Source organism: Shinella sp. WSC3-e (genome assembly GCF_945994535.1).
GTDB classification, from domain to species: Bacteria; Pseudomonadota; Alphaproteobacteria; order Rhizobiales; family Rhizobiaceae; genus Shinella; species Shinella yambaruensis.
In genome coordinates, this window is record NZ_OZ000537.1 from 15,181 (window position 1) to 41,456 (window position 26,276).

At 63.4% G+C, this 26,276-nt stretch carries 19 protein-coding genes and 1 pseudogene; 15 read left to right on the forward strand and 5 right to left on the reverse strand.

Annotation, left to right across the window (positions count from 1 at the left end; translation table 11 throughout):
* Positions 1-395 precede the first annotated feature (395 nt).
* From AABF56_RS35600 to AABF56_RS35620, 5 genes and pseudogenes are all read left to right on the forward strand, one after another.
* Complete coding sequence (locus AABF56_RS35600; protein ID WP_272809356.1) at positions 396-1,079, forward strand: ParA family protein; 684 nt, start codon at positions 396-398, stop codon at positions 1,077-1,079.
* Positions 1,079-1,387: a hypothetical protein gene (locus AABF56_RS35605; RefSeq protein ID WP_272809355.1), complete on the forward strand. Its 309-nt coding sequence runs from the start codon at positions 1,079-1,081 to the stop codon at positions 1,385-1,387. The genes AABF56_RS35600 and AABF56_RS35605 overlap by 1 nt, the downstream gene beginning before the upstream one ends.
* Before the next feature lie 331 nt (positions 1,388-1,718).
* Complete coding sequence (locus AABF56_RS35610; protein WP_272809354.1) at positions 1,719-2,414, forward strand: hypothetical protein; 696 nt, start codon at positions 1,719-1,721, stop codon at positions 2,412-2,414.
* A 112-nt stretch (positions 2,415-2,526) separates the two neighbouring features.
* Positions 2,527-2,760 carry an AbrB/MazE/SpoVT family DNA-binding domain-containing protein gene (locus AABF56_RS35615; protein ID WP_272809353.1) on the forward strand — a complete coding sequence of 78 codons (234 nt, stop codon included), beginning with the start codon at positions 2,527-2,529 and terminating at the stop codon, positions 2,758-2,760.
* Positions 2,757-3,152: pseudogene (locus tag AABF56_RS35620) on the forward strand (VapC toxin family PIN domain ribonuclease). The gene AABF56_RS35615 and the pseudogene AABF56_RS35620 overlap by 4 nt, the downstream one beginning before the upstream one ends.
* A gap of 39 nt (positions 3,153-3,191) precedes the next feature.
* Here the strand turns inward: AABF56_RS35620 and AABF56_RS35625 are convergent.
* Positions 3,192-4,292, reverse strand: coding sequence for a hypothetical protein (locus AABF56_RS35625; RefSeq protein ID WP_272809352.1), 1,101 nt, complete (start codon positions 4,290-4,292; stop codon positions 3,192-3,194).
* A 296-nt stretch (positions 4,293-4,588) separates the two neighbouring features.
* Between AABF56_RS35625 and AABF56_RS35630 the strand changes: the two genes are divergently transcribed.
* The 5 genes from AABF56_RS35630 (at position 4,589) to AABF56_RS35650 (ending at position 12,802) form a co-directional block, all read left to right on the forward strand.
* Positions 4,589-5,221 (forward strand): class I SAM-dependent methyltransferase, encoded by a 633-nt coding sequence (locus AABF56_RS35630; protein WP_272809351.1) that lies wholly within the window; start codon positions 4,589-4,591, stop codon positions 5,219-5,221.
* 461 nt (positions 5,222-5,682) lie between these two features.
* On the forward strand, positions 5,683-6,894 hold the full coding sequence (locus AABF56_RS35635; protein WP_338341962.1) for a hypothetical protein: 1,212 nt from the start codon (positions 5,683-5,685) through the stop codon (positions 6,892-6,894).
* Positions 6,895-6,944: 50 nt separating this feature from the next.
* Entirely contained in the window at positions 6,945-7,280 is a 336-nt protein-coding gene (locus AABF56_RS35640) for a hypothetical protein (protein ID WP_272809349.1), read from the forward strand.
* 97 nt (positions 7,281-7,377) lie between these two features.
* Positions 7,378-9,687, forward strand: coding sequence for a capsular polysaccharide export protein, LipB/KpsS family (locus AABF56_RS35645; protein ID WP_272809348.1), 2,310 nt, complete (start codon positions 7,378-7,380; stop codon positions 9,685-9,687).
* A gap of 382 nt (positions 9,688-10,069) precedes the next feature.
* Positions 10,070-12,802 carry a hypothetical protein gene (locus tag AABF56_RS35650; RefSeq protein ID WP_272809347.1) on the forward strand — a complete coding sequence of 911 codons (2,733 nt, stop codon included), beginning with the start codon at positions 10,070-10,072 and terminating at the stop codon, positions 12,800-12,802.
* Positions 12,803-12,877: 75 nt separating this feature from the next.
* On the opposite strand, the gene AABF56_RS35655 is transcribed toward AABF56_RS35650, so the two are convergent.
* Positions 12,878-13,189: a hypothetical protein gene (locus tag AABF56_RS35655; protein WP_272809346.1), complete on the reverse strand. Its 312-nt coding sequence runs from the start codon at positions 13,187-13,189 to the stop codon at positions 12,878-12,880.
* 620 nt (positions 13,190-13,809) lie between these two features.
* Positions 13,810-15,030, reverse strand: a complete 1,221-nt coding sequence (locus AABF56_RS35660; RefSeq protein WP_272809345.1) for a replication initiator protein A — start codon at positions 15,028-15,030, stop codon at positions 13,810-13,812.
* Between the two features lie 177 nt (positions 15,031-15,207).
* Here AABF56_RS35660 and cysD point away from each other — a divergent pair, with 177 nt between their 5' ends.
* From cysD to AABF56_RS35685, 5 genes are all read left to right on the forward strand, one after another.
* On the forward strand, positions 15,208-16,137 hold the full coding sequence (gene cysD / locus AABF56_RS35665) for a sulfate adenylyltransferase subunit CysD (protein ID WP_272809447.1): 930 nt from the start codon (positions 15,208-15,210) through the stop codon (positions 16,135-16,137).
* Positions 16,137-18,038 (forward strand): sulfate adenylyltransferase subunit CysN, encoded by a 1,902-nt coding sequence (gene cysN, locus AABF56_RS35670; RefSeq protein WP_272809446.1) that lies wholly within the window; start codon positions 16,137-16,139, stop codon positions 18,036-18,038. The genes cysD and cysN overlap by 1 nt, the downstream gene beginning before the upstream one ends.
* Complete coding sequence (locus AABF56_RS35675) at positions 18,035-19,363, forward strand: capsular polysaccharide export protein, LipB/KpsS family (RefSeq protein ID WP_272809445.1); 1,329 nt, start codon at positions 18,035-18,037, stop codon at positions 19,361-19,363. Before cysN ends, AABF56_RS35675 begins: the two co-directional genes overlap by 4 nt.
* Positions 19,364-19,380: 17 nt before the next feature.
* Entirely contained in the window at positions 19,381-22,098 is a 2,718-nt protein-coding gene (locus tag AABF56_RS35680; protein ID WP_272809444.1) for a tetratricopeptide repeat protein, read from the forward strand.
* A gap of 209 nt (positions 22,099-22,307) precedes the next feature.
* Positions 22,308-24,704 carry a capsular polysaccharide export protein, LipB/KpsS family gene (locus AABF56_RS35685; protein WP_272809443.1) on the forward strand — a complete coding sequence of 799 codons (2,397 nt, stop codon included), beginning with the start codon at positions 22,308-22,310 and terminating at the stop codon, positions 24,702-24,704.
* Between the two features lie 6 nt (positions 24,705-24,710).
* On the opposite strand, the gene rfbC is transcribed toward AABF56_RS35685, so the two are convergent.
* Together rfbC and rfbA are read right to left on the reverse strand one after the other, a co-directional pair.
* The gene (gene rfbC / locus AABF56_RS35690) at positions 24,711-25,271 is read right to left on the reverse strand and encodes a dTDP-4-dehydrorhamnose 3,5-epimerase (protein ID WP_272809442.1); all 561 of its coding nucleotides are present in this window, start codon (positions 25,269-25,271) and stop codon (positions 24,711-24,713) included.
* Positions 25,268-26,152, reverse strand: coding sequence for a glucose-1-phosphate thymidylyltransferase RfbA (gene rfbA, locus AABF56_RS35695; RefSeq protein WP_272809441.1), 885 nt, complete (start codon positions 26,150-26,152; stop codon positions 25,268-25,270). The genes rfbC and rfbA overlap by 4 nt, the downstream gene beginning before the upstream one ends.
* Between the last annotated feature and the right edge of the window lie 124 nt (positions 26,153-26,276).

Sequence of the window (26,276 nt, forward strand, 5' to 3'; positions counted from 1 at the left end):
GGATAGCAAAAGCCGACTGCGAAACCCTATGTGGGTTTTCTGTTCCCTTTGGTACTCAGTCCCCGAGTCAATGCCACTTGCGGTTTTGCTACGCGAAGCTCATACCCGATCAACGAGTGCGAATGATGAGCGGTGCGCCCTGGAAGCCCCGCAAGATCGGGCTCCTTGCGCTTACCATCTTTGGTCCGTCGTCACCGAACCGGAATAAGTCAAATCTTCCGTGCCGAGATATGGAGCAGCTTCAAGGACACATTGATAGCTTTCATGATATCATTAAAGATAGCTTTATTACGCGCAATCAGATTGATATTACGAAATCATGCTATCTGATTGCATTTAGAAAGCTTTCATGATTTCTTGCTATCAATCATGACTGGCAGCAAAGGAGGCCGATCTTGCCGGTAATATGCGCAGCCAATCCCAAAGGCGGGGCGGGAAAATCGACAACCATTCTCGCCATAGCCTCAACCCTGGCGCAGCAGGGCGGATCGGTCACGATCATCGACGCCGACCCCAACAAGCCGATCACGGACTGGCGAACGGGCAAAAGCGCGCTTTCGATCAAGGTCCTGAGCGAGGCCACGGAGGGCAATATCCGCGACCTCATCAACACCGCGGCCGCGGAAGCGCAGTTCGTCTTCGTCGACTTGGAAGGCACTGCCAGCCGCCTTGCCTCGCGCGCCATCATCCGCGCCGACCTCACGCTCATTCCGCTGGGGGGGAGCGCGCTCGACGCCAAGCAGGCTGCGCGGGCCGTCGGCCTAGTGCGGGAAAGCGAGGAGGATATTGGGCGCAAGCTGAGCTTCACGCTCGCCTTCAACCGGACGAGCCCGCCGCCCTTCACCCGGCGCATCGAGCGGGAGATCGCCGAGCAGATGCGGAGCAACGATCTGCCAGTCCTAAGCACGCATCTCTATCGCCGCGAAGCCTATAACGCGATGTTCATGGAACGGCTGAGCCTATTCGAACTCGATCCGCAGCAGGTCAACGGCCTCGAGGCCGCAATTGACAACGCTGTCCAACTGACGGGGGAGGTGCTCGAACTCCTTCGCCGTGGCTCGGAGGAAAGGGCTGCGTAATGACTAGCGACCTCGGTTTCGGCAAGACGAAAAAGCTCGACCTCACCGGCTTTGCCCCGCGCCCTCCCGAAAAGGCACCGGCGCAGGACGAGCAGGCAGCGTCCGATCGAGCCGCCGCACGCGTCGGATTTCAAAGCCGCGAACCGGTCCAGCGGGTCAAGCGCATCCGCAAGACGAGCGAACCCCTGGACCAAGCCTTCGTGCGTGCGCCTATCGACGTGATCAACCGGTTCAAGCGATACTGCAATGAAACCGGCATGTCCTACGGCGAGGCGCTCGATGAGCTGATGCGCAAATCCGGCATCTAGCTCAGGACCTATCAATTGAAGTATCTAATCTGGTTCACTCCTCTAGGAAGAGGTCATGACAGGTGATTTGTTTCAGTTGAGCGAGCGTCAGATAGCTCGGATTTATGCGCTGTCCATGCTGGAACCGGCTCGGAATCTTCATCTATGTCTTCGCCGCCCTGGCGGGCGACGGGTGGCGTCCCGTCCCGATCATGGTCGCGGTGGGCTGTGTCGCAACCGTCGCCAACGACTGCAGCCTGATTACGATCAACGGATAGCCAAAAAGATTGGAGCCGACCACGACAGAAAATCGCTGCTCCGATGACATCCCATAAAATTGAGGCGTTTGACCATGACCAAAATCGTCCATGCTACCTTTCCCCGATCAGCCGAAGAGAGCGAAGAAGAGCGAAAAATTGATAGGCGACACCAAAGCGACCTAGAAGACGCTTGCCGAGCAATTTTTCGAAACGGAACGGATTCCACACCTGGTCTTGAAGCTCATCATGCTGAGAAAGCAGCCAAAGCAGTTCCTGTCGCGCTGTATACTGATCGTCTTCAACTCGGAACCCGCAAGAACGTCGAGTGGTCTCTGGCCCTCCCGAATGAAGGCGAGTTTAAGCTCTCGATTTCACGAGAACCCACGTATGACGATTTTCAGTTCGTTCTTTCCATCCTGGAGATCATCAAAGCGCGTTCACCGCAAGTCGCTCCGCGCCTATCAGAAAATGAGAAGCACGCTCAGAACGCTCAGCGCGTCAAAGAAACCGTAGCGGCTAGGTTGATCGGTGGCGATGACGATGCATTTTTGAAACCCGTGCCGGCCGAACTGGCCGAGATGGCTGCAAAGGTTGCTTCGCAAAGCCCGCTGGTCCGACGCATCGGCAATTACTCCGCAACCGTACAATGGTCCTTCAGCCTGACCGATGGGGCCGAATTCAAAATTGGTTTCTCCGAGCGCCCAGATCTTACCGACCTAGAATGCGCCATCGACGTACTGAACATTGTCCAAAAGCGCTATCTGTCCGCTAGCACTGGCGAAGGGTGATCGTCGCCGTCTTCGGTTACCCCTAGGTCAAGGCCGCCAAGGTCCGACCACCAGGACTGCTTCTTCATGGTGATTTTCGCCTTACATCAAGGCGACCAATGAGGAGATATCCATGGCTTCCCTTGCCGTCACCATGAAGGGCGAACTGCTGGCCCATCTCGGCGTCAAGTCGGGCGAACGGATCGAGCTCGACAAGTTGCCGGGGGACAAACTGCGGGCAAAGAGGGCGCAGTCGGCCGGCACGATCGATTCCTTCATCGGCAGGCATGCGGGCAAGGTGGAAAAACCCTTGGCGATCGACGAGATGAGCGAAATCGCCGAAGCATGCTGGGCCGGCGGGAAATAGAGATCACCGTCGACACCAATATCCTTGCCCGCGCCGTCCTGCCAGGCTATCCGCAGCAAGGAGCAGCGGCGGCGGAACTTCTGCGGGAGCAACTCTGATCGCTGTCTGCTTGCCGAACCTGTGCAAATTGATCTGGATCCTGCGCTGGGGCGCGACACTGTCGAGGGACGAAATCGCGCAAACGATCCACGGTCTTCTCAACGCGGGCAATGTCGTGATGAACTGCCCCGCCGTGGAAGCGGGCCTCATCGCCCTCGAAGCCGGCCGTGGTTTTTCCGGCGGCATGATCACCCGTGAAGGAGCATGGCTCGGCGGAAACTGCTTCGTCTCCTTACAAGAAGGTTGCCGAGCTGGTGACACAACAAGGTCAAGCCACCCGGCTTCTCATATGATGCACCTGAACCTTTCCAGCCAAAGCGGTCGGGTCGGGGTCATGCACACTTGCTGGTATTGCTCCCGGCCAGCCCCATCAAACGCGCGACCCGCAGTGCGACGGCACGTTTCGCCTGGACGCGGTCCCCGTCACGACGGCGGATTTCGCAGTCCGGCATCGTGAAGACCTCAAGGCCCTCCTGCAGCGGGCGGAAGTTTGAGCCGAGCCCCGTCACCAGGCCATGCTTCATGCGATAGAAGTCCGACTGGGCGGTGTAATAGCCGGTCAGACCGACCCGTGCCGCCTGCAGATGGGGATGGAAACGGCCTGTCAGCATGAAGTCGCCGGCCTCCAGCGGCAGGCCCTCGTTCAGGAGGCTGTGGTTGTCGCGCATTTCGACCTGCGGAAACCGGGCGGCAATCGCCTGGTACAACTCCGCATCCTCCTTCGAGCAGGCCCAGAACACCACCCGGTCGAATTGATCGAACAGCCGCGGCCCTTCCTCTCCCGTCGGCCCGAGGACGGACTTTGCGCTGAAACCGGACAAATGCAGCCATTTCCCGGCATGCCCAACGGTCTGGACAGGGTAGAGAAACGCATCATCCAACCCTTCCGACAAGGAGGGGCAGGCGCCGATGATGGAATGCAAGGCCTGAACGCTCGCCGCGTCCCGGCACTCGAAGAGCTGGCAGCCTTCGACGATGGTCCGCCAGGCGGCGGCGCCGACCGGGTAGACCTTGTGGAAGGGGGCGATGCCCAGTCCAGTCGCAACGACCGGGACCGACAGTTGCCGGCCAAGCTCCACGACGGCGCCCAGCAGCCGCGTGGCGTTCCTCCAGTTCGCGCAGGCATAACCGCCGCCGAGGAAATGGAAGCCCCGGACGTCCTGGAACTTCGAGGCGTTGGACCGCGCATAGTCCACGCCCTGCTCGTGGAAGCCGGCATATGAGCCTTCCACCCCGTCCGCATGCCGCGGGATGGTCTTGACGTAGTTTACGTCCTTGAAACCCCGCAAGAGCGCTGCCGTCGCCGATGCGCCCTTGCCGTCCACGGTGATCGGCCCGTCATAACCGAGGTTCCGGTAGAACCGCAGCCAGTACTGGACGAGCAGCTCGTCGCCAAAATTCGGTGCCCCGTTACCCGCCAGAAGATAAAGCACTTGATCCCATCACGTTAAAGGACGCACCCGCCAACGCCGCACGGTATAGCGGGGGAGGGCCACGGCGTCATCTCCTTTAACGAGACCACCCACATGAATGCGAAGGACCACGCTACCGGCAGGAAGCGGCGCTCCCGAAGGCGGAGCGTCCCTTCTGCGGTTTCCATGAAGGTTCTGTGACAAAGGTGCTTCCGCCGGGCTGTAAAATGCTGGAGAAAGGACAGGTGAATTCATCTTCTGTCGAAACCCCGCCAAGCGCGCCCTTCGATCCGCGCGACCCTTCTAGGAACACATCCATGGCCGAAACCACAGCGGAATACTGGAACCGATACTACGGCACGCGGACATCTCCGGTTCCCAATATTCCTTCCCAATTCGCGGCCTTCGTCGCGCTGGAAGTGACGGCGGGCTCCACCATCGTCGATATCGGCTGCGGCAGCGGGCGCGACAGCCTCTTCTTCGCCAGTGCCGGCTTCAACGTCCTCGGCGTCGACGCCTCCTCGGCCGCCGTTTCGCTTTGCCAGCGCACGGCAGAGGAGCGAGGCATCGGCCGGGCCTCCTTCCTCTGCTGCAATGTCGACGACCCGGACCTCGCAGGGAAGGTCTCGGCGGCCACGGCAGGACGGATCGTCGTTTATGCCCGCTTCTTCCTGCACGCGATCCCGCACGAGGCGGAGCTGGCCTTCCTGCGGACGGCGGCCGCGCTGCCCGAACTCGACCTCCTGGCGATCGAGTTCCGGACCGACCGCGACGCACAGCAGACGAAAGTCACCGACAGCCATTACCGCCGCTTCATCCCGCCGCTCGACCTCCTGTCTCGCGCCGCGAAATTCGGCTTCTCGCCGGTCTACTTCACGGAAGGCTTCGGCTACGCGAAATATCGCAACGACGATGCACATGTTGCCCGGGTGCTGATGCGCAGGACGTAGAGAGCCACCCCAGATTTGTTCCACCACATTGCCAGGCGCCGAAGCGATGCCGCTTCGGTTGGAGATGCTTTAGCAGGAGCCGTATCGTGCAGATCGAGATACTGGATTTCGGCCCGGCGATCATCGCGGGTCGCCTCACAGAGACCGGAGAGCGGCCGGTGAAGCTGCAGCTCTTGGCCGACGGCCTTCCCTTGGCCGGCAACTGGGGCATACCGGCCCCGGACCGGGACGGGCAGAGGTTCCGCTTCAATCTCTCGCACATCTGGTCCTATATTGGCAGCCAAGCCCGCCTGCAGCTTCGGGCGAACGACATCACGGCGGACCTGCCGCCGCCCGCCTTTGCCGGTGTCCCGAAATTCAGCCTCGAGGAACTCAGGCAAAAGCTCGAGACCGGCCACGTCTTCAACGAAAAGGGTAGACTGCAGCTTTCAAAGACTGTCGATACGGCCTGGCAGAACGCTATGTTCACGCTGTTCGATAGCATTTCCACCATCCTGGCAACAAAGGGTCTCAAGCTCTTCGTCCTCTACGGAACCCTGCTTGGCGCCTATCGCAACGGCAACTTCATCGGGCATGACCACGATTTTGACGCCGGCTACATCTCCGATCATACCGATCCGGCCAAGGTGGTCGCGGAACTGGTAGATGCTTCGAAAGCCCTATCGGATCATGGCTATCGCGTTGCGTGCAAATTGTCTTGCATCTTGGTGACGGACCCGAAAACCAATGTGGCGATCGATGTATTCCATACGTTTTATGATGGGAATGGAAAGCTCCTATTGCCCTTCGGCATCTGCGGTACAAGGCATTTCATGAGAAGCGACTTCCGCGGTTATGCCGACATAAACCTTGCCGGGCGCAAGGTCCCTGCCATCGCCGACACGGAGGCATTGGTCGAAAGCATTTACGGGCCGCACTGGAAGACCCCCAATCCCGGCCACAACTGGGAGCTCGACAGGACCGAGCGATACCCCCAAGGCTATGCCAGGCAGTATCACCGCGGGGCGATCTACTGGAACGATTATTACGCCCACAACCGCAAGATCCTGCCGCCTTCGTCCTTTGCGCGATTTGTATCCGGATCCGGCCATTTGCGGCGCCATGTCGTGGACTTGGGATGCGGAAACGGCAGGGACAGCGCCTTCCTCATGACCGGCCGGCAGACCGTGATCGGGATCGACAGCTGCAGCACCGCAATCAGGGCAGCACAGGCCCATGCCGTACCGAAGCCGCGGAAAAGCTTCCGCCGTGCCCTGAAGGACCTGTTTCGCAGGCGGCCGGCCCTGTCCTTCGTGCATGGCGACATAGCGGATTCCGAAACGCTGGCCAGGCTCCTGCGGACGGCCAGGCGCGGAAAGGGCGGCCTGACGCTTTACGGCCGGTTCCTGCTCCACGCCATCACGCGCATCCAGCAGGATGCGTTCCTTGCCTGCGCGTCGAAGGAGCTCAGAGCCGGCGACACGGTCGCCTTCGAGTTCCGGACCGACCAGGACGAACCGCTGGCCAAGAAACGAAAATTCGGCGGCCGCCGCTTCATCAGGCCGCAGGCGGTCGAGCGCCAGATGGCCGAACTGGGCTTTCAGCTCCTGGAACGCCAGGAGGGCACCGGCCTCTCGCCCCATCTCGGCGAAAACCCGTACCTTTGCAGGCTTATCTTCATGAAAAAGGGCTAGCCGGAAGGCGGGCTGTATTGGCCACGGTGACGGAAGAGGTGGATTGGCGGATGAGCGGGCTTCTCAATCCGGATTGGGGCTTCATCCAGGAGCATTTCGACTGGCTCGGCCATATCGTCGAGGGGCTTGTCATGGCGGTGGTCGTCGCCGTGATCGCCAGGCCGCTGTATCGCTGGCGGGACGCGACCCTCATCGGCCTTGCCTTCGCCATGGGCCACTTTCACGGACGGGAAAAAAGGGATTACGAGGTCTCGGTGCAGATGCCCCCGCCCCATCTCAATGGCTACCGCATGTGGGACTGGAGCTGGGACCAGGCGACGGACTTCTGGCCGACCGCGATCATACTGATGGCGGTCATGTATGCCGCCTACCGCTCTCGTCGCTAGAGTTCGACGGCTCGGCAGTTTCAGTGCCTCTCAGCCTGTGTTAAGTGCGCCCGTGCGGAACGCGCCGCCGCCTTTAAATGAACACGGAATGAAGTGCATGGAATTGCCAGTCTCCCTCTCGGCTCCGGCCATTTCTGATCAGAAAGTGCAGAACGTGCATCTCGATCCGCGCGGGCCCATCGGCGCTTCGGACATTTCCATGGTTCTGTGCGTCCGATCGCACGACGCAAACCCCTGGGTGATCGACCGCATCGCGCTGATGGGAGAATATTACGCCCCCGCGCCGAAGATCATCATCGTCGATTTCGGTTCGCCCGCGCCCCACGCCGCCCGGATCCGGGCGGTCTGCGAGGAGAAGGGATACAGCTACGTCCCCGTCGACGACACGGGCGTCTTTTCCCTCTCGACGGCGCGCAATGCCGGCTTTGCGGCGGCCGACACGCCCTTCATCTATTTCGCGGATCCCGACTTCTTCAGCGAAAGGGATCATTTCGGCAGGCTCGTCGACATCATCAACACCATCGAGGCCACCGAAACCTTCGATCTCGTGCTCAACATCCCGGCCTTCCATCTGAACGAGGAGAAGACCAGGGATTTCTTCGCGCGCACGGACATGGACGAACGGTCGAAATATCTGGGCCGGCTGTCCTTCTACAGCTATTTCGAGAACTTCGATCAGCCGGCGGGACAGTTCGTCGCGCCCTACAGCAATGTCTTCCTCATCGGATCGAAGCTGTTCTCCTATCTCGGCGGCTACGATTCCAGCTTCCGGGGGCACGGCTCGGAGGATTTCGAGTTCCTGCTGCGCTACGGGCATTATGCCAAGCACCTGCCCATGCCCGACGAGCCGGCCGAAGACCGCTTCGGGCCCGGCCGCGCCGCGTTCTTCCAGCAGAAGACCTATAGCGGCTTCCGCCGGCTGTTCGAGGCCCTGGCGCTTCCGGCCGAATCCCTCGGGCTCAAGACGTTCCACCTGTGGCACCCGAAGGACAAGGCCTCCGACTGGTACAGGAACAACGACTGGAAACGCAGCCGCTTCGCCGAAGCGACGGCGGTCTATGTCGGCAGGGACGAGCGCCTGCTCGGCGTCGATTTCCTGCCGCGCGCCGGAAAGCTCGCCTGCATCTGCAAGAACCCCCACCATTGGGGCTATTTCGTTCCGCTGCGGCTGGCGGGTTTCGAGCTGGTGCCCGTCTTCGGCGAGACGGACGAGGACATCGCCGCGCTGACGGCGGGGCTGGCGGAGGGAACGTTCGCCGGCATCGCCGTCTTCAACCCCTATATGAAGAGCCACAGCCGCTTTGCCGATGCCGTCGCGCTCGCGCGAAAGCTCGGCCGGGACGTGGTGGTCATCGAACGCGGCGCCTTGCCGAACACCGTCTACTATGCCGACGACGTGTCCTATGCCGCACCGTCCTATTCCCAGGAGGCGTTCGACCGGGAGGTGTTCTCGCCGGAAGAGCTTGCCGCCGCGCAGGCCTATGTCGCGCGCCTGCGCGAAGGGTCCATGACGCTGGAGGCGATGGATCCCTATGCCGTCACGGCCGCAAAATACGCGGGAACGAAACAGCCCGGAACGCCGACCTGCCTGATCCCGCTCCAGCTCGACGACGACATGGCCGTCACCCGGTTCCTCAAGGGCGAGCAGAGCTACCACGACTTCGCCGCCGGCCTGGGGCGCCTCGTCGAAGCCAATCCGGACATGACCTTCGTCATCAAGCCGCATCCGCTTTCCAAGCTGGACGCGCTGCCGCGCACGCCGAACGTCGTCATCGCCGACCGGGCCGACAACATCCATTTCCTCATCGACCATGCCGATGTCGTGCTGTGCTACAATTCCGGCGTCGGGCTCCTGTCCCTCCTGCACGGCAAGCCGACGATCACGCTCGGCAACGCGTTCTACAGCCTGTCGCAGGCAGGGTTTCACGCGGCCTCAGCGGAGGAGGGGATCGCCAGCTTCCGGTCGGGCGCCGTGCAGGCCCCCGAGGCGGGCCTTGTCCGGCGGATCGCGGCCTGGTTCGTCCTGCGCAAATATTCCGAATTCATCGCAACGGACCATATCGTCGAGTTCGAGAGCCGCAAGAGCCACGGCTACAAGGACATCATGATCACCGTGCTGCGCTGGAAGGACCACCGGATCGCGCTCGGCCGCCTGCGGCAACGGGCGCCGTTCGGCCGCAAAAGCTATCTTGCCGCCCGCGCCGGGGTGATCCGGGAGGCGCCGGCCAGGAAGACCAAGGCCATCGGCCCCCTGCGCCGGCCGCTGGTGCCGATCGTGCGCTTCTTCATCGGCCGCTTCGGCTCCCGCTCCGCCCAGCGCAAGTTCGAGGCCGGGCCGGTCGAATTCTTCCAGTCGCTGCGCAAGCCCGCCTACCGGCTCGTCGGCAGGATCCTGTTTCCCGGATAGGGCCGCGATCGCGCCTGCGGAAGAGGCCGCATGGCGAAAAATGCGACCATATTATGGTAATGTTGACTTTCAAATTCATAATATCTATCGGTCATTGCTGAACCGCCGGGAAACGGCAATCCTCAACCCGGGTCGTCGACGTCAGGCTGCGCCGCACGGCGCCTTGCCCGCGTTGCACGGCCCCGCTTCGCACATCCGGAAGGCTGCAGGTCATGCAGTGTATCATCCCCCGTTCCTTCCGCCGCCGCATCAAGCCCATCCCGGCCGAATTCCACTGTCGGGCAAGCTGAGCCGAAACCTTCAGCAAAATAGCCCCCGATCCGTTTGAAGTGCGCCCCCTGCGCAGGGGAGGGCGCGTATTTGTGTTGGAAGGACGATTCGAATGGCAATTACGATCGATGCAAGCAAACTGGGGACGACCGGGGTTGCCTTTGCGACCAATACGGCCGGCGCCGAGGGCGTCGCCGATTATATCGCCGATTACTTCAAGGCCCTGACGAAGCCGGGCGGCTATGACTTCTACGGCGGCACGCCGGACAGTTTCCGCGGCCGGACCTACTACATGAACGGCGACCAGCTTGCCTTCAAGTACAACCAGGACGGCGCGCCGAGCCCCTACCGCGTGGTGCTGGAGGGCAAGGAAATCGCCTATGACGGCATCCATCACCCCACCCTCGGCAGCCACGGCATTTCCGGCGCCGTCGACAGCATGACCTTCGGCCAGTGGGTGGACGGCGTCACCACCGGCGATTCCACCCTGGGCCTGGACGGCCTCATCAAGGGACTGGCGGAAGAGCTGAAGATCACGGGCTTCGACATCGACGTCGCGCCCGGCACCAACACCAATTCGGAGACCAACCCCAATCCCGTCGATGCCCTCTACTCCATGCTGCTAACGGGCGACACCGCGAAGATCTACGCCTATCTGTCCACCTTCGCGCAGAACTTCCTCGGCTCGGCCGGCAACGACACCTACAAGGGCACGGCCAACGACGACACCGTGACCGGCAATGGCGGCAATGACAGCCTCGACGGCGGCGCGGGCAACGACACCGCGATCTTCTCCGGCAACCGCTCCGACTACACGCTGGCCAAGAACGAGAGCGACGGCAGCTGGACGGTGACGGACCTGCGGACCGGCGCGACCAGCGATGGCACCGACACGCTGAGCAATATCGAGAACGTGACCTTCGCCGACATGACGCTGGTCATCAGCGAGGACAACAAGGCCCCGACCGACCTTGCCCTGTCGAAGTCGACCATCGACGAGGACGCGGTCGTCGATTCCGTGGTCGGCATCCTTTCGGCCACCGATCCGGAAGGCAAGCCGCTGACCTATACGCTGACGGACGATGCGGGCGGCAAGTTCAAGCTGGTCACCGGCACGAGCGGCCAGACGCAGCTGGTGGTCGCGGGCGCCCTCGACTACGAGACCGCCACCAGCCACCAGGTGAAGGTGAGCGTTTCGGACGGCGTCAACACCGTCGACAAGACCTTCACCATCGCCGTCGGCGACGTGGCGGACGGCACGGACCAGTCGCGCGGCACGATCACGCTGGACGCCTCCGGTTCGAACGGCATCGATTTCGACGCCTTCCTGCTCGGCGGCTTCCTGGCCGGCACGACCAGCACCGGCTTCCCCAGCTTCGACAATGGCGACGGCTTCAGCGGCAAGGAGGCCTATTTCAACTATGGCAGCACCGCGACGTCGAAATATGTGACCGCGCGCGGCTCGTTCGGCTACGACATGTCGACGCACCGCATCGCCGGCACGATCGAGACGATCGAATACGGCACGCGCGGCTCGGGCTCGTTCAACAGCGACGGCTCCTTCACCGGCGGCAATCCGCTGCTCCGCATCACCGGGCTCAGCCTCACCAACAGCGCGAACGCGGACTCCAAGACCGGCGAAGTGCACAACTTCACCTCCGCCCACATGTACGGCGCCAACGGGGATGCGGCACGCCTCCAACTCTACCTCCAGCACCTCAAACAGTACGCCCAGAACGTCACCGGTTCGAACGGCGCCGATATCTATGTCGGCACCCGCTTCAACGACACGATCAGGGGCAATGGCGGCAACGACACGATCGACGGCGGCCTCGGCGACGACACGTTCGTGCTGAACGGCAAGAAGGACGACTACAGCTGGAAGGAGAACAAGGACGGCAGCTGGACCGTGACCGACAAGCGCTCCGGCAGCAATGACGGCGTCGACACGCTGAAGGGCATCGAGAAGCTGAAATTCTCCGACGAGACGGTGACGATCGGCGAGCCGGAGAAAACCAACCTCATCGAGGGAACGGCCGGCAACGACGTGCTGGCCGGCACGGACAGCGCCGACAAAATTCTCGGCCATGGTGGCAACGACGTGCTCTACGGCAAGGCGGGCCACGACGTTCTGAACGGCGGGACCGGCAACGACCAGCTCTTCGGCGGCATCGGCAACGACCAGCTCTATGGCGGCGACGGCAAGGACACGCTTTACGGCGGCAAGGGCAACGACGAGATCTTCGGCGGGGCCGGCAACGACACGCTCTTCGGCGGCGCAGGCAAGGATGTGCTCTACGGCGGTGCGGGCAAGGATGTCCTTTACGGCGGCACGGGCAATGACGAGCTCTATGGCGGCGAGGCGAACGACGAGCTTTACGGCGGTACGGGCCACGACAAGCTCCAGGGCGGCGCGGGCCACGACAAGCTCTATGGCGGAACCGGCAACGACGTTCTGGAAGGCGGCAGCAGCAATGACAGGCTGGCCGGGGGCGCAGGCGCCGACCTGCTTTCCGGCGGCGCCGGCAAGGACGTGTTCATCTTCGCCGCGGTCACCGATTCCACGGTCAAGACCTCCGGCCGCGACACGATCCTCGACTTCAACGGCAAGGCCGGCGACCGGATCGACCTGTCGGGCATCGATGCCAATGGCAAGGCCGGCGGCAACCAGGCCTTCTCCTTCATCGGCGCGGACGAATTCTCCGGCAAGGCCGGCGAACTGCGCTTCGAGAAGGCGGCGTCCGACACGTTCATCTACGGGGACGTCGATGGCGACGGGAATGCGGACTTCGCAATCCAGGTGGCCGGCAGCACGACCTTCCTGAAGGACTATTTCATCCTCTGAGCAGAGAGATCCCGAACAGAAGCGCCGCCCTCCGACGGGGGCGGCGTTTCGATTCCTGCACGGCCGGGCAGGAGATCAGCCCCGGAGCGGGACGCGGCCCTCGGCCGGCCGCACGTCCTTCGCTGCCGCGGCCTTGAGGGGCATCGAGGAATGGACCCACAGGACGTCCTGTTCCATGGTGAACTGGAACCGCCGCGGATGGGGATGGGTGTCGCTGACGGATTGCATGTCGTTTATCGCATCCAAGAAGTCTCTGGGCGATATCTTCACGTAATGTCCCCCCAGGAGCTCCAGGCTGACATACACTTCGGAAACGGACTGGGCGGCGATCTTCATTTCCCAGAGGAAACGCCAGTTGGCCGGCTCCGCTGCCTGTTGCGTGTTCATTTCATGCCTCGTGTCATTCTCTGCCGCATGGGAAGGCACCCTGCTTGCATAGTCTCAAGGCCGTTGCGTGGCAATATGGAAACCCTGCCGCCGGGAGCAAGGCGCGCTTCATGCCGCTTCGCACGAATTCCGGCCATACGCCGGACACTGCCAAAATCGGACCGGATCCCGTGGTTTCCGCCAAATTTGTCGTCATCCCTGCGCCGGCGTGAAAGAGGAACATCCGACAAAAATCCAAAAAATCCATTTTCGAAGAGGCTTCCAGCCTCGTTTTGGCTGGTTTTATAGGTTTTAATAAGTTTTAGACGTGAAAAGTCCGTTTTTCCTTTTTGATAACAACAGGCTACCTCCATTAGATGTCGGTGATGTACGGTTTGTCGTCGGCAATGTACGGTTTGTCGTCGGCGATGTACGGAAAATTGTCGGCCAAATACGGTTTTCGACAGAATCCGACAGTTTCGACGCGGGGACGGACGGGGAAACTTGTCGTCGGTAATGTACGGCGAGCTGGCGGAAATTTGTCGTCGGCGATGTACGGGCGGCGGACAAATTTTTGTCGTCGGTAATGTACGGGCCTTCCACGATTTTTGTCGTCGGCCAAGTACGGGGCCGCGACAAAATCAAAGATCGGCGAGGAGCGGGGAAAGCGGCAGCTCGCCTTCGTTGCGATAGCGCATGCGCAGCATCGACCCGTCCTTGCCGTCCTCCAGCGACAGGTCGTATTCCGGCATCGGGAAGGCGAGGGTGCGGGTGACGAATTCCCTGAGGTCGTAGGAGAACTTGCGCAGCTCCTGGGTCGAGCCGCTGCGCTTGTAGAGCTCCTTCAGGCTGTAGGTCGCCTCGGTCTTCCCGGCCGCCTTGCGCGCCAGGCGATAGATGAAGCGGCCGAGGCCGGAGCTGATCAGGAAGTAATCCTGGTGGAGCGTGAGGAGGGGGAGCGTGCGCTCGTTGCGCACGACGCTGGTATAGACCCAGTCGGGTATGTTGATCTCGATCGTTTCGATGCGGTTGGCCCCGGTGCGGCTGACGACGCTGTAGCCGCTGATCATCGGGCGGCTGTCGACCTGGCGGCGCTTGCCGCCGGAAAGGTTGACGACCTTGATGGTGGTGTTGGCGAGCCGGTCGAGGGCGGCTTCCAGGTCCTCGTAGGATTTTCCGCCATCCGACCGGCGGCAGAATTTCAGGATATGCGAGGCGCTCGGTCGATAGGTCTTCGGCGGCAGGCTCGGCCTCAGGCCCTTGGCTTCGCTGCTGCGGTAGTTCTTCACCTCGTCGGCGAGATACGACACCATGTTGAGGAAGATGTCGTAGTCGAAGACGGTGGCAAGGCCCGTTTCCGCGCCGCCCTCGATGGTAATGAGGCTGTCCTTCAGCTCGTATTTGATGATGCCCTTGTTGGCCTTCTTGCTGAGCGAGAAGGGAGCGACGTCCATGAGGTGGACGTCGTCCTTGAGCGGGGCGTCGTAGATCGTCGGCACGAAGAACATCAGCTGCGTGTCGTCCTGCGGCGCCGTGCGCAGAATGCGTTTCGGCGTGGTCTCCTGCATCAGCGCGGCGGTGACGTCGGCCTTGATGGAATCGTTGCGGATCGCCTCGCCGAGGCGGGCGAGCAGCATGTCCGTCCTGCTGTCGCTAAGGTTTTCCAGCTTCAGATCGGCCCAGACCCGCCGGCTGTAATAGCGCCGCAGCCGGCTCAGCGCGTCCTTGTCGAGCTGCACCCGCTCGCGCTCGTGCTGGTCGGCATACTGGTCGGCCAGCATCTGAAGATAGCTGTTCTTTTCGTGCAGGGAGAGCGCGCTGAAATCGGCGCGCGTCATCATGGAAAAGCGGGGAGCCTTCATGTCCGGATCTGTCCTGTCTTCGGCCCGGTCCTCGTCCTTGCGGGGCGAAAGGGCGCGTGTCGTGACGGGATATAACCAGTCGGAGGCCCTTTCTGCCAGTGCGGATCGGCATGCGCGCATCGGCCAAGCGACAGAAAGCCTTTTGCTATCGCGCGGGCGTTGTGCAAAGAGAGCGGCATGTTCAATGGACCATCGGAGCCCGCATTGACGTCTCTTACACATCTCCAGCGGCTGGAAGCGGAGGCTATCCATATTTTCCGGGAGGTGGCGGCGACCTTTTCCAAGCCCGTCATGCTCTATTCGGTCGGCAAGGATTCCTCCGTCATGCTGCATCTGGCGATGAAGGCCTTCTATCCGGCAAAACCGCCCTTTCCGTTCCTGCATGTCGATACGACCTGGAAATTCAAGGACATGATCGCCTTTCGCGACCGCATGGCGGCCGAACTCGGCTTCGATCTCCTCGTCCATATCAACCCGGAAGGCCTCGAGCAGAACATCTCGCCCTTCACGCACGGCTCCAGCACCCATACCCATGTGATGAAGACGGTGGCGCTGCGCCAGGCGCTCGACAAATACGGTTTCGACGCGGCCTTCGGCGGCGCCCGGCGCGACGAGGAGAAGTCGCGCGCCAAGGAGCGCATCTTCTCCTTCCGCAACGCGGCTCACGCCTGGGACCCGAAGAACCAGCGCCCGGAAATGTGGAGAACCTACAATACGCGCGTCGCGCCGGGAGAATCGATCCGCGTCTTCCCGCTCTCCAACTGGACCGAGCTCGACATCTGGCAGTACATCCTGAAAGAGGACATTCCGATCGTGCCGCTTTATTTCGCCGCCCGCCGCCCGGTCGTCGAAAGGGACGGCATGCTGGTCATGGTGGATGACGCGCGTATGCCGATAAGAAAGGATGACAGGGTGGAGGAGCGCCTGGTGCGCTTCCGCACGCTCGGCTGCTATCCGCTCACCGGCGCGATCGATTCCGACGCGGCGACGCTGGAGGACATCGTGCGGGAAATGCTGACGGCGCGCACCTCCGAGCGCCAGGGCCGGATGATCGACAAGGACGAGGCCGGCTCGATGGAGAAGAAGAAGCGCGAGGGGTATTTCTGATGGCGGCCGCCGCACCGGACCTCTCCGCAAGGGGGATCGCCGACTACCTGCGCGAGCAGGAGAACAAGTCGCTCTTACGCTTCCTCACCTGCGGCTCGGTGGACGACGGCAAGTCGACGCTGATCGGCCGCCTGCTCTATGACACCAAGCTGATCTTCGAGGACCAGCTCGCCGCCCTCGAGCGCGACAGCCGCAGGCACGGTACGGCCGGCGACGAGATCGATTTCGCACTACTGGTCGACGGGCTGGAGGCCGAGCGCGAGCAGGGCATCACCATCGACGTCGCCTATCGCTTCTTCGCCACCGACCGGCGGAAATTCATCGTCGCCGATACGCCCGGCCACGAGGAATATACCCGCAACATGGCAACGGGCGCCTCGACGGCGGATCTTGCCGTCGTGCTGGTCGACGCGCGCCAGGGCATCCTGCGCCAGACCTGCCGCCATGCCTATATCGCCTCGCTGCTCGGCATCCGCCACATCGTGCTCGCCGTCAACAAGATCGACCTCGTCGGCTACGACCGGGCGGTGTTCGACGGCATCGTCGCGGATTTCCGCGCCTTTGCCGGCGATCTCGGCTTCACGACGATCCAGCCGATCCCGCTTTCGGCCCGCCATGGCGACAACGTCACCCGGCCGTCGGAAAACACGCCCTGGTATCAGGGCCCGCACCTGCTCGACCATCTCGAGACGGTTCCGGTCGAACAGGACGGCCGCGAGAAACCCTTCCGCTTTCCGGTGCAGTACGTGTCCCGTCCGGATCTCGATTTCCGCGGCTTTGCCGGCCAGGTCGCGTCCGGCTCGGTCGCCGTCGGCGATCCGGTGACCGTCGCCAAGTCCGGCCAGTCGACCCGCATCAGGCAGATCGTCACCAGGGACGGATCGCTCGACCGGGCGGTGGAGGGGCAGGCGGTGACGCTGGTCCTTGCGGACGAGCTCGACGTCTCGCGCGGCAACATGCTGGTGGCGCCGGGCGACCGGCCGGTCGTCGCCGACCAGTTCCAGGCCCATGTCATCTGGTTCGACGCGACCCCGCTGATCCCGGGCCGCAACTATATCCTGCGCACGGAAACGGACAGCGTGGAGACGACGGTGACGGCCCTCAAATACGAGGTGGATGTCAACACCTTCGCCCATCTCGCCGCCAAGGCGCTGCACATGAACGGCGTCGCGGTGTGCAATTTCTCGACCCGCGCGCCGATCGCCTTCGACAGCTATGCCGCCAACCGCGCCACCGGCAATTTCGTCTTGATCGACCGGATGAGCAACCGCACGGTCGGCGCCGGCATGATCGATTTCGGGCTGCGCCGCGCCGAGAACGTGCACTGGCAGGCGATGGAGGTCGACCGCAGGGCGCGGGCGGCCCTCAAGCACCAGAAGGCGGCGGTCGTCTGGTTCACCGGCCTTTCCGGCTCCGGCAAGTCGACGGTCGCCAACCGGCTCGAAAGGTTGCTGCACGCCGAGGGCCGCCATACCTACATGCTCGACGGCGACAATGTCCGCCACGGCCTCAACAAGGACCTCGGCTTCACCGCCGAGGACCGCGTCGAGAACATCCGCCGGGTGGCCGAGGTCGCCAAGCTGATGAGCGATGCGGGCCTGATCGTGCTGGTCTCCTTCATCTCGCCCTTCCGGTCGGAGCGGCAGCTCGCGCGCGACCTGATGGTCGAGGGCGAGTTCATCGAGGTCTTTGTCGACACGCCCATCGAGGAATGCGCGCGGCGCGATCCGAAGGGGCTGTACAAGAAGGCGATGCGGGGCGAACTTGCCAATTTCACCGGCATCAGCTCACCCTACGAGGCACCGGAAAACCCCGAAGTGCACCTTCAAACTGTCGGGGCCGATCCGGACGCGCTGGCGATGCGGATCCACGCGGTCCTGGAACGCCGGATGGAGGGATGATCGAACGCTTCCGGGCCGAGCGCCCGCAGGCGTATGACGATAGAGCGATGACGATCGACGCTGCGAAAACCCCGACCTTTGCGCTCCATATGAATGGCTGGAAGCGAGCCGTCTTCCAGTCCTTCTTCCCGGAGCGGCGCTTCATCTATCTGCCGCTGAACGTCACGGCGGAGGCGTTCGAGCGCAAGTGGATGGCGCGCATCGCCGCGACGCAGGGGGCAGAGGTCTTCATCTGGGGCCATAACCTGCCGGCCAATCTCGAGACCTTCGTGCGGGAAAGAAACATCCCCTGCTTCTTCATCGAGGACGGGTTCCTGCGCTCGAACCGGCCCAACGCCGCCCGCACGCCGCCCCTGTCGCTGTCGCTCGACAGCCGCCGGCCCTATTTCGACAGCCGGGGGCCGTCCGACCTCGAAGTGATGCTGGAGACGCATGACTTTTCGACCGATCCGAAGCTGCTGGACCGGGCGCGGGAGGGGATCCGCCTCATCGTCGAGGGTGGCCTCAGCAAGTACAACACGGTGTCCAGCCTGTCGCTCTCGGCCCTTCTCGGCGAGAAGACGCGCCCGCGTGTCCTCGTCATCGGCCAGGTCGAGGACGATGCCTCCATCCTCTACGGCTGCGACCGGAAATTCGGCAACAACGACCTCGTGCGGCTCGCCGCCGCAGAAAATCCGGAGGCCGAGATCATCTACAAGCCGCATCCGGACGTGCTGAACGGCGTCAGGGACGCGCAGTCGGACCCGGAGGAGGTCGCCCATCTCTGCCGCATCCTGCACGAGAGAATCCCGCTCGCCCAGTCCTTCGAGACGATCGACAAGGCCTATGCGATCACCTCGCTCGGCGGCTTCGAGGCGCTCCTGCGCGGCATTCCGCTGACCGTACTCGGCTCGCCCTTCTATGCCGGCTGGGGCCTGACCGACGACCGGCAGCCCAATCCGCGGCGCACGCGCCGGCGCACGGTGGTGGAGGTCTTCGCCGCCGCCTACCTCCTCTATCCGACCTATTTCGAGCCGGCGACGGGTGCGCGCTACACGTTCGAGCAGGCCGTCGAATGGCTGACGCTGCGGCTGAAGAACCCGCAGGACTATGCCAACGAATTCGGCGACGCCGGGCCGGCCGGGTGGCGGCCCTGGGGCGCCTATGGCATTCTCGGCTGGCGCCATCTTCTGCCCTTCGTCCTCGTCCCCCTCATCGGCTGGCGGGGGAACAGGAGGCTCGTTGAGAAATACAGGGCCAACCCGATCCGCTTCTTCCGCGAGAGGACGTCCCTGAAAGCCCGCATCGTCGGAAGGATCCTGTATCCCTTCGACGCATCCAGATAAGAGGAGGGCGCGCGCCCGTGTCCGAGGCCCCGGTCATCACCGCCGTCATTCCCGTCCGCCTGTCGGCGGACCGGCTCTACGACGAGCCGGAGCGCATCGCGCGGATCGTCGCGACGCTGCCCGGGGGCTACGTCCCGCTCATCGTCGACTACGGCACGGCGGCGGAAAGAGCAGGGGAGCTGCGCGCGCTCGCCGATGCGACGGGCACGCGGCTGGTGCGCGTGGAAACGGGCGACGAGCCCTTCAGCGTCGGCCATGCCCGCGACATCGGCACCCAGCACGCCGAAACCCCGCTGATCCTCTATCACGACATCGATTTCCTCATGTCGCCGCGCAGCTACGAACGCGTGCTGGAGGAGACGCGGCTGCGCGGCATGCCAGGCAACGCCTATACGTTCTTCGCCCTGCCCGGCGCCTATATGACGGAGGACTTCACCCGGCGCTACCTGGCGCTTTTCGCGCAAGGGGAGGCGGCCTTCGCCGATACGCTGCTGCATGACGGCGTGATGCGCGACGACAGGACCGTCTACCAGAACCACACCTATGCGATCTCGGCGATCGTCGCCAGCCGCTACCATCTCCTGGCGATCGGCGGGCACGACAAGAGCTTCGTCGGCCATGGCGCGGAGGATTTCGAGCTGCTGCACCGGCTCGCCAGCTACGGGCCGAAAGGGCCGCGGACGGGAAACTACTATCTCAACACCCGCCGCAACGCGATCCTGCGCTACGAGGGGTTCCGGGCCTATTTCGCGCTCTACGGCATCGACGTGTTCCAGCGCGGCCTGCAGATGGCCCATCTCTGGCATCCGCAGCGCGAGGATGCGAGCTATGTCACGCCGATGGTGGAGAACCAGGAGCGCGTCTCCGGCATCATGGAGGCCTATGACGCCGGTACGTCCTGGCTCCTGCCCATGGAAGACCCGCATTCCGGCGAGAAGACGCTGGTCCTCGCCGACGCGCACGCGCCGGCGCTGCGGGCGCTGCGGCACGCCTTTCCCGCCTTCGGGCGTTACCGCATCCGGCCGGAGGGCGATTTCGCCGATAGCGATGCGCTGGTCCGCGCCCTGGACGAGGAGGGGTTCACGCGGGCCCTTTTCCTTGATCCCCACGGCGACGACCACCGCTGTTCCCTGTACGAGGGCCTCAAGGCGGCGGGCCGGCGCCTTGTCGTCGCGGGCCGGGGCGGGCTGCCGGACAGCTGGTTCTTCGATCCGGAAGGGTTTCTTGCCGGCAGTCCCTCCGACCAGTCGGCGCGTTGGGACAGGCCGCTCGACGCCGCCGCGCGGCGGCGGATGCTGGACTGGCTGGCGGACAACGGGCCGGCGCGGGGGGAGGACGGTGCGCCGGCGGGCGCCGCTCTGGCCGACCGGCTCGGCCTTGGCGGGCGGCGGATGGTGCTCGTGGACCTGCAAGGCCCGCAGGACGGCGCGGCCCGCGCCCTTGCCGGTCCCTGCGAAGGTGCCGGCGCCTTCGGGGACTGGATCGCCCATCTGGCGCAGGCGCTTGATCCGCAGGCCTTTGTCGTGGTGGCGAAACGCCCGCCCGGCGCTGCCGGGCCCGAGATTGCTAATGTCGTCTTCGTGGACGACGCGCCGGTGGCGGACCTGATCGAGCTCGCCGCATCCGTCGTCGTCCTCAATTCCGACCTGGGCCTCGTGGCGCTCGCGAAGGGCAAGCCCGTGATCTGCTGCGGCAAGGCCTTCTATGCCCAGCCGGGCCTGGCGCGCGCGGTGTCCGGAAGGCAGGAGCTGGTCGCGGCCGTCGGGGAGGCCAGCGTGCCGGATGCGGAAAAACGCCTGCGCTTCCTGCGTTTCCTGATCGAGGAGTTCTATTCGTTCGGCATCTCCGACCGGGTCGCCAGAGGGGAGGGCGGGGCGGAGAATGCCGAAGCGCCTGCACCTGGGACACGCATCCTTTTTTCCGTCCTTCGCGGGTTGACCGCGGCCCCGATCGTCCTGGGCACGGTTCCCAGGAACGTCTCCCTCAAGGCGCCGCTCTACTTCTCCTTCGGCGGCCGCGAGGCGGTCCAGGAGGAGACGAGCGCCATCGGCACGCTCATCCGCATGGCAGGCGCGGCCTGCGAGCGGGAGGATTACGACGAGGCCTTCCGCCTGTTTACGACCGCGAACCGGCGGCAGCCGGCCAACGGGAAGCTCTCCCGCGCCATGGCCGAGATGGGCAGGGCGGCGCATGCGGCCGGCCGGCGCGAAGAGGCCGTGCGGCTTTTCGAGACCGCGCGCGGATGGGTTCCCGACGACAGGGCGGCGGCGCGGACGGTCATCGATCTGGCAAAGGGCCTGCGCGCGGACGGACAGTACGAAGAGGCCGACCGCCTCTTCGAAATCGCCCATGGCTGGCTTCCCGAGGACCGGAACCTCCACAAGCTCCTCCTGGAAACCGGCGTCCAGCGGCACGGCGGCCCATTCGTCGACATGATGATCATGCCGGCCGCGAAACTCGGCGAACAGGCGCGAAAGGCCTTCGCCGCGGGAGATTACCGGCAGGCCACGCAGCTTTTCGAGGCCCTGCGCACGCGTGAGCCCGACGAGGTCGAGCACCTGCGATGCCTGGCGGAGTGCTATCTCAAGCGCGGTGCCAGATCCTTGGCGCTGGAATGCCTGGAGGAGGCCTTGAAGCGTCTGCCGGGCAACAGGCGGCTGATGCGGAGAAGACGGTACGCAAAGTTGCCGCAGTGGCTGCATCCGCTCTTTCCCGGAAAGCCTTTCCTGCCCTGAAGCGCGGCGCGGTCCTTGTCTTACGCATGTCGTTGTCGCAAAACCGCGCGGCATGCTCTGGAGAGGGCCGGTCCGCCGGCCTTTCCCGGGCTATTGTTTTTGACGCATTGTCCGGCGCGAAGCGATGTCGCCTCGGCCGGGAATGCTCCAGGGATCGAGACGGGCCTGCACCGCATGGCACATGTTTCTTCACGGGCCGAGGATAGCGAATGAGCTGCGCCACCACCTCCTCCAGCATTGCGGGCGGGTCCGTCGGCGCTTCGGACATCACCATGGTGTTCTGCGTGCGCCTTCATGACGGCAATCCCTGGATCGCCGACCGGCTGGGCGGGATGGCCGGCCACTATCGGCCCTGCCCGCCGATCGTCGTCGTGGATTTCGGGTCCGAGCCGCCCCATCGGGACACCCTTGCGGCGCTCTGCGCGCATTCCGGCTACCGCTACCATTTCGTCGACGACCAAGGTGTGTTCTCGCTGTCGCTGGCGCGCAACATCGGCGCCTCGCTGTGCGAGACGGATTTCATCTATTTCTGCGACCCGGACTTCATCAGCGAACGCGACCTCTTCCAGCGGCTGGCGGAGACGGCGAGCGCGCTCGACATGCGTAATGTCGTCGACATCATGCTCAACCCGCCGGCCTTCCATCTGGGAGCGGCCGAGACGCGGCAGCTCGAAAGCCTCGATGGCGCCGAGCGGCAATCCCTTTTCCTGCGCAAGCTTGCCTTCACATTGAACTATGCCGAAGTGAGCGGCGCGGACGAACGTTACGTCGCTCCCTATTCGAACGTCTTCCTCATCAGCCGGAAAATGTTCTCCCTCGTCGGGGGCTACGATTCTTCCTTTCGCGGGCATGGGTCCGAGGATTTCGAGTTCCTGCTGCGCTTCTGCCTCCATGCCGGCTTCCTGCCCTTGCCGGAGGAGCCCGGGAGCGACCTCTTCGGCCCGCTGCGGTCCGACTTCTACCAGGCGAGGTCCTATGTCGGCTTCCGCCGCCTCTTCGAGCTTCTGTCCCAACCGGCGGAGGGACTGGGGTTCAAGGTCTTCCATCGGCACCATCCCCGCGCGAAGGAACAGGTGTGGTATGCGTCCGGTGACGGGAAACGGGAGAACTTCCTCGCCGCGACCCGGAACTATCTTGACGACCGCACCGGGCTGCTGGCGATCGACCATCTCGAGCGGGAGAAGACGATCGCCTGCCTGTGCCGGAACAGGGACACTTTGGGCTATTTCCTGCCGCTCCGTCTCCTGGGCTATCGGCTCGTGCCCGTCCTCTCCGACAAGGCGGAAACGGTCGGGGATATCCTGTCCGGCCTCGAACAGGGCCGGATCGACGATATCGCCATCTTCAACCCCTATATGAAGAGCCATGCCGCCTTCCGCCCGATCTTCGACAGGGCGAAGGCGCTTGGCCGGAACACGATCGTCATCGAGCGGGGTGCCTTGCCGGGCACGATCTATTACGACGTGGACGTCTGCTACAACAGCGAGGGCTTTTCCGAAGCCGCCTTCCTGGCGGAGAGGTTCTCGGCGGCGGAGCTGGACGCCGCCCGGTCCTATGTCGAGGACCTGCGCGGGGGCGGCGAAACCCTCGAACAGATGGGGGCCTACGAGGAGACGGCCGCGAAATACCGCCATCTGCGGGACGATCGCCGCATCAAGTGCTTCGTGCCGCTCCAGCTGGAAGACGACATGGCCGTCACCCTGTTTCTCAGGGGCGAGCAATCCTACCCGCAATTCCTGTCGTCCCTGCCGTCCCTGGTGGCGGATAATGCCGACGTCCTCTTCATCATAAAGCCGCATCCCCTGTCGAAAACGGACCTTCCGCTTTCAAGCCCGAATGTCGTTACGGCGGAAAGGGGCGACAATATCCACGCGCTTATCGACAGTGTCGATGCTACGCTCTGCTACAATTCCGGTGTTGGCCTTCTCTCCCTGCTGCACGAGACGGTCACGATCACCCTGGGCAACGCCTTCTACAATCTTGCCGGCGCGGGCCACCGCGCGCCCTCCGCGGCCGCTGGGATCGCGGCACTGAAGAAAGGGGAGCTCCAGCGGCCCGCCCGCGACCTCGTCCTGCGCATCGCCGCCTGGTTCATCTGCCGGAAATATTCCCGCTTCCGCGCCACGGACCACATCGTCGAGTTCCAGACCCGCAAGAGCCATGGCTACAAGGACATCTGCGTGACGGAGCTGCGCTGGAAGGATGCGGCGGAGCGCCTCGGCCGGCTGAACGAGACGCTCCGCTTTTCCTGGCTGAGCTATGCCGGCGCCCGGATGGCGCCGACCCGCTTCATGGGGGAGCCGGACCCCGCCAGCGCCGAGGCGCTCAGCATGTCCGGTTTTGCCGCCTACCGGGAAGGCCGCTATGCCCAGGCGGCCGAACAGCTTGTCCAGGCCTTCGCGCTGAAGGAGAGCCAGCCGAACCTGCTCAGGCACGCGGCCGAAGCCTATCTTCTGGCCGGCGACCGGAAGGCGGCGATTGCGGCACAGAAGGCGGCGCTTGTGCGCCTGCCGGCCAACAAGCGCGTGCGGCTACGCCTCTGGATCATGCGCGCGCCGTTCCTCGGGGCCATCTTCGGACAGCAGCGGTTCAAGCGTCCGCAGTAGGGGGGTCTATTCCCAGGAGAAGACGTCCGCCCTTGCGAGCGGGACGGCGGCGCGGTCCTTGTCGGACAGCTGCACGTCGCCGGCGGCGACCGGCCAGTCGATGGCGATCTCGGGATCGTCGTAGCGGATCGACCGGTCATACGCAGGGGAATAGTAGTCAGTCACCTTGTAGACGACTTCCGTGTTCTCGGTGAGCGTGACGAAGCCGTGGGCAAAACCCTTGGGGACCAGGAGCTGGTTCCATTTTTCCGCTGAGAGCTCGACGCCGACCCATCGGGCGAAGGTCGGTGAGCCGCGGCGGATATCGACCGCCACGTCGAAGATCGCGCCGCGCACCACCCGGACGAGCTTGTCCTGCGCCCGCGGCGGAAGCTGGTAATGCAGCCCGCGCAGCACACCGCGCCGCGCCGACAGGGAATGATTGTCCTGCACGAAGGCAAGGTCGATGCCGGATTCCGCGAGGCGCGCGGCATTGTAGGTTTCGGAGAAGAAGCCGCGTGCATCGCCGAAGCGGGCGGGCACGATCTCGAGCACGCCGTCAAGCGCGGTGGGACGGATCTCGCTCATGCCGTTGCAAGCTCCCGGGCGCGCCGGCGCAGGTAGTTGGCGTATTCGCTGCGTCCCATCTCCTCGGCGCGCTGCAGCATCCTGTCGACCGGCAGCCAGCCCATCTCCACGCCAATCTCCTCCGGGCAGGCGATCTTGATGCCCTGCCGATGCTCGATGGTCCTGACAAAGGCGGAGGCCTCGTGCAGGCTGTCGAGCGTGCCCGTGTCGAGCCAGGCATAGCCGCGGCCGAGCTGCTTCACATGCAGCTTGCCGCGCTCCAAATAGGTGCTATTGACGGCGGTGATCTCCAGTTCGCCGCGCGCTGAGGGCTTGACGGAGGCGGCAATGTCGAGAACGTCATTGTCGTAGAAGTACAGTCCGGTCACAGCCCAACTCGATCTCGGATCAGTGGGCTTTTCCTCAATCGAAAGCGCTTTGCCGGCGGCATTGAACTCTACTACGCCATAACGCTGTGGGTCGTTGACGTAATAGGCGAAAACGGAGGCCCCGCTTTCGCGCGTCGCCGCCTGCCGGCAGAGGTTCGAGAGCCCCTCGCCGAAGAAGATGTTGTCGCCGAGAACCATGGCGACCGAGGACGAGCCGATGAATTCCCGGCCGATGATGAAGGCCTCGGCAAGCCCGTTCGGCTGGGGCTGCACGGCATAGGAAAGCGTGATGCCGAAAGCCTCGCCGTCGCCGAGCAGTTCACGGAACAGCGGAAGGTCGCGCGGCGTGGAGATGATCAGGATCTCGCGGATTCCTGCCAACATGAGCACGCTAAGCGGATAGTAGATCATCGGTTTATCGTAGACGGGCAGGATCTGTTTCGACACTGCGATTGTGAGAGGGTAGAGGCGTGTGCCACTCCCCCCAGCTAGGATGATGCCTTTAGTCGTCATGTGCTTCGGCCGACCTCCAACGCATTTTCTTGTGAAAGGTATTTCTCATGGTAGGTTGAGATTTTGCAACAGTACGCCAGTGTTTTCTGTCAATAACGAATAATTTTTAGGACTTCTACCCTTC

Excerpts from the sequence above, each read along its gene's own strand:
- AABF56_RS35675 (WP_272809445.1), top strand. The coding sequence starts at position 18,035 with ATGATCGAACGCTTCCGGGCCGAGCGCCCGCAGGCGTATGACGATAGA.
- cysD (WP_272809447.1), top strand. The coding sequence starts at position 15,208 with ATGTTCAATGGACCATCGGAGCCCGCATTGACGTCTCTTACACATCTC.
- AABF56_RS35645 (WP_272809348.1), top strand. The coding sequence starts at position 7,378 with ATGGAATTGCCAGTCTCCCTCTCGGCTCCGGCCATTTCTGATCAGAAA.
- AABF56_RS35650 (WP_272809347.1), top strand. The coding sequence starts at position 10,070 with ATGGCAATTACGATCGATGCAAGCAAACTGGGGACGACCGGGGTTGCC.
- AABF56_RS35630 (WP_272809351.1), top strand. The coding sequence starts at position 4,589 with ATGGCCGAAACCACAGCGGAATACTGGAACCGATACTACGGCACGCGG.
- AABF56_RS35660 (WP_272809345.1), bottom strand. The coding sequence starts at position 15,030 with ATGAAGGCTCCCCGCTTTTCCATGATGACGCGCGCCGATTTCAGCGCG.
- AABF56_RS35610 (WP_272809354.1), top strand. The coding sequence starts at position 1,719 with ATGACCAAAATCGTCCATGCTACCTTTCCCCGATCAGCCGAAGAGAGC.
- AABF56_RS35605 (WP_272809355.1), top strand. The coding sequence starts at position 1,079 with ATGACTAGCGACCTCGGTTTCGGCAAGACGAAAAAGCTCGACCTCACC.
- AABF56_RS35685 (WP_272809443.1), top strand. The coding sequence starts at position 22,308 with ATGAGCTGCGCCACCACCTCCTCCAGCATTGCGGGCGGGTCCGTCGGC.
- AABF56_RS35615 (WP_272809353.1), top strand. The coding sequence starts at position 2,527 with ATGGCTTCCCTTGCCGTCACCATGAAGGGCGAACTGCTGGCCCATCTC.
- AABF56_RS35655 (WP_272809346.1), bottom strand. The coding sequence starts at position 13,189 with ATGAACACGCAACAGGCAGCGGAGCCGGCCAACTGGCGTTTCCTCTGG.
- rfbA (WP_272809441.1), bottom strand. The coding sequence starts at position 26,152 with ATGACGACTAAAGGCATCATCCTAGCTGGGGGGAGTGGCACACGCCTC.
- cysN (WP_272809446.1), top strand. The coding sequence starts at position 16,137 with ATGGCGGCCGCCGCACCGGACCTCTCCGCAAGGGGGATCGCCGACTAC.
- AABF56_RS35635 (WP_338341962.1), top strand. The coding sequence starts at position 5,683 with ATGTTCACGCTGTTCGATAGCATTTCCACCATCCTGGCAACAAAGGGT.
- rfbC (WP_272809442.1), bottom strand. The coding sequence starts at position 25,271 with ATGAGCGAGATCCGTCCCACCGCGCTTGACGGCGTGCTCGAGATCGTG.
- AABF56_RS35640 (WP_272809349.1), top strand. The coding sequence starts at position 6,945 with ATGAGCGGGCTTCTCAATCCGGATTGGGGCTTCATCCAGGAGCATTTC.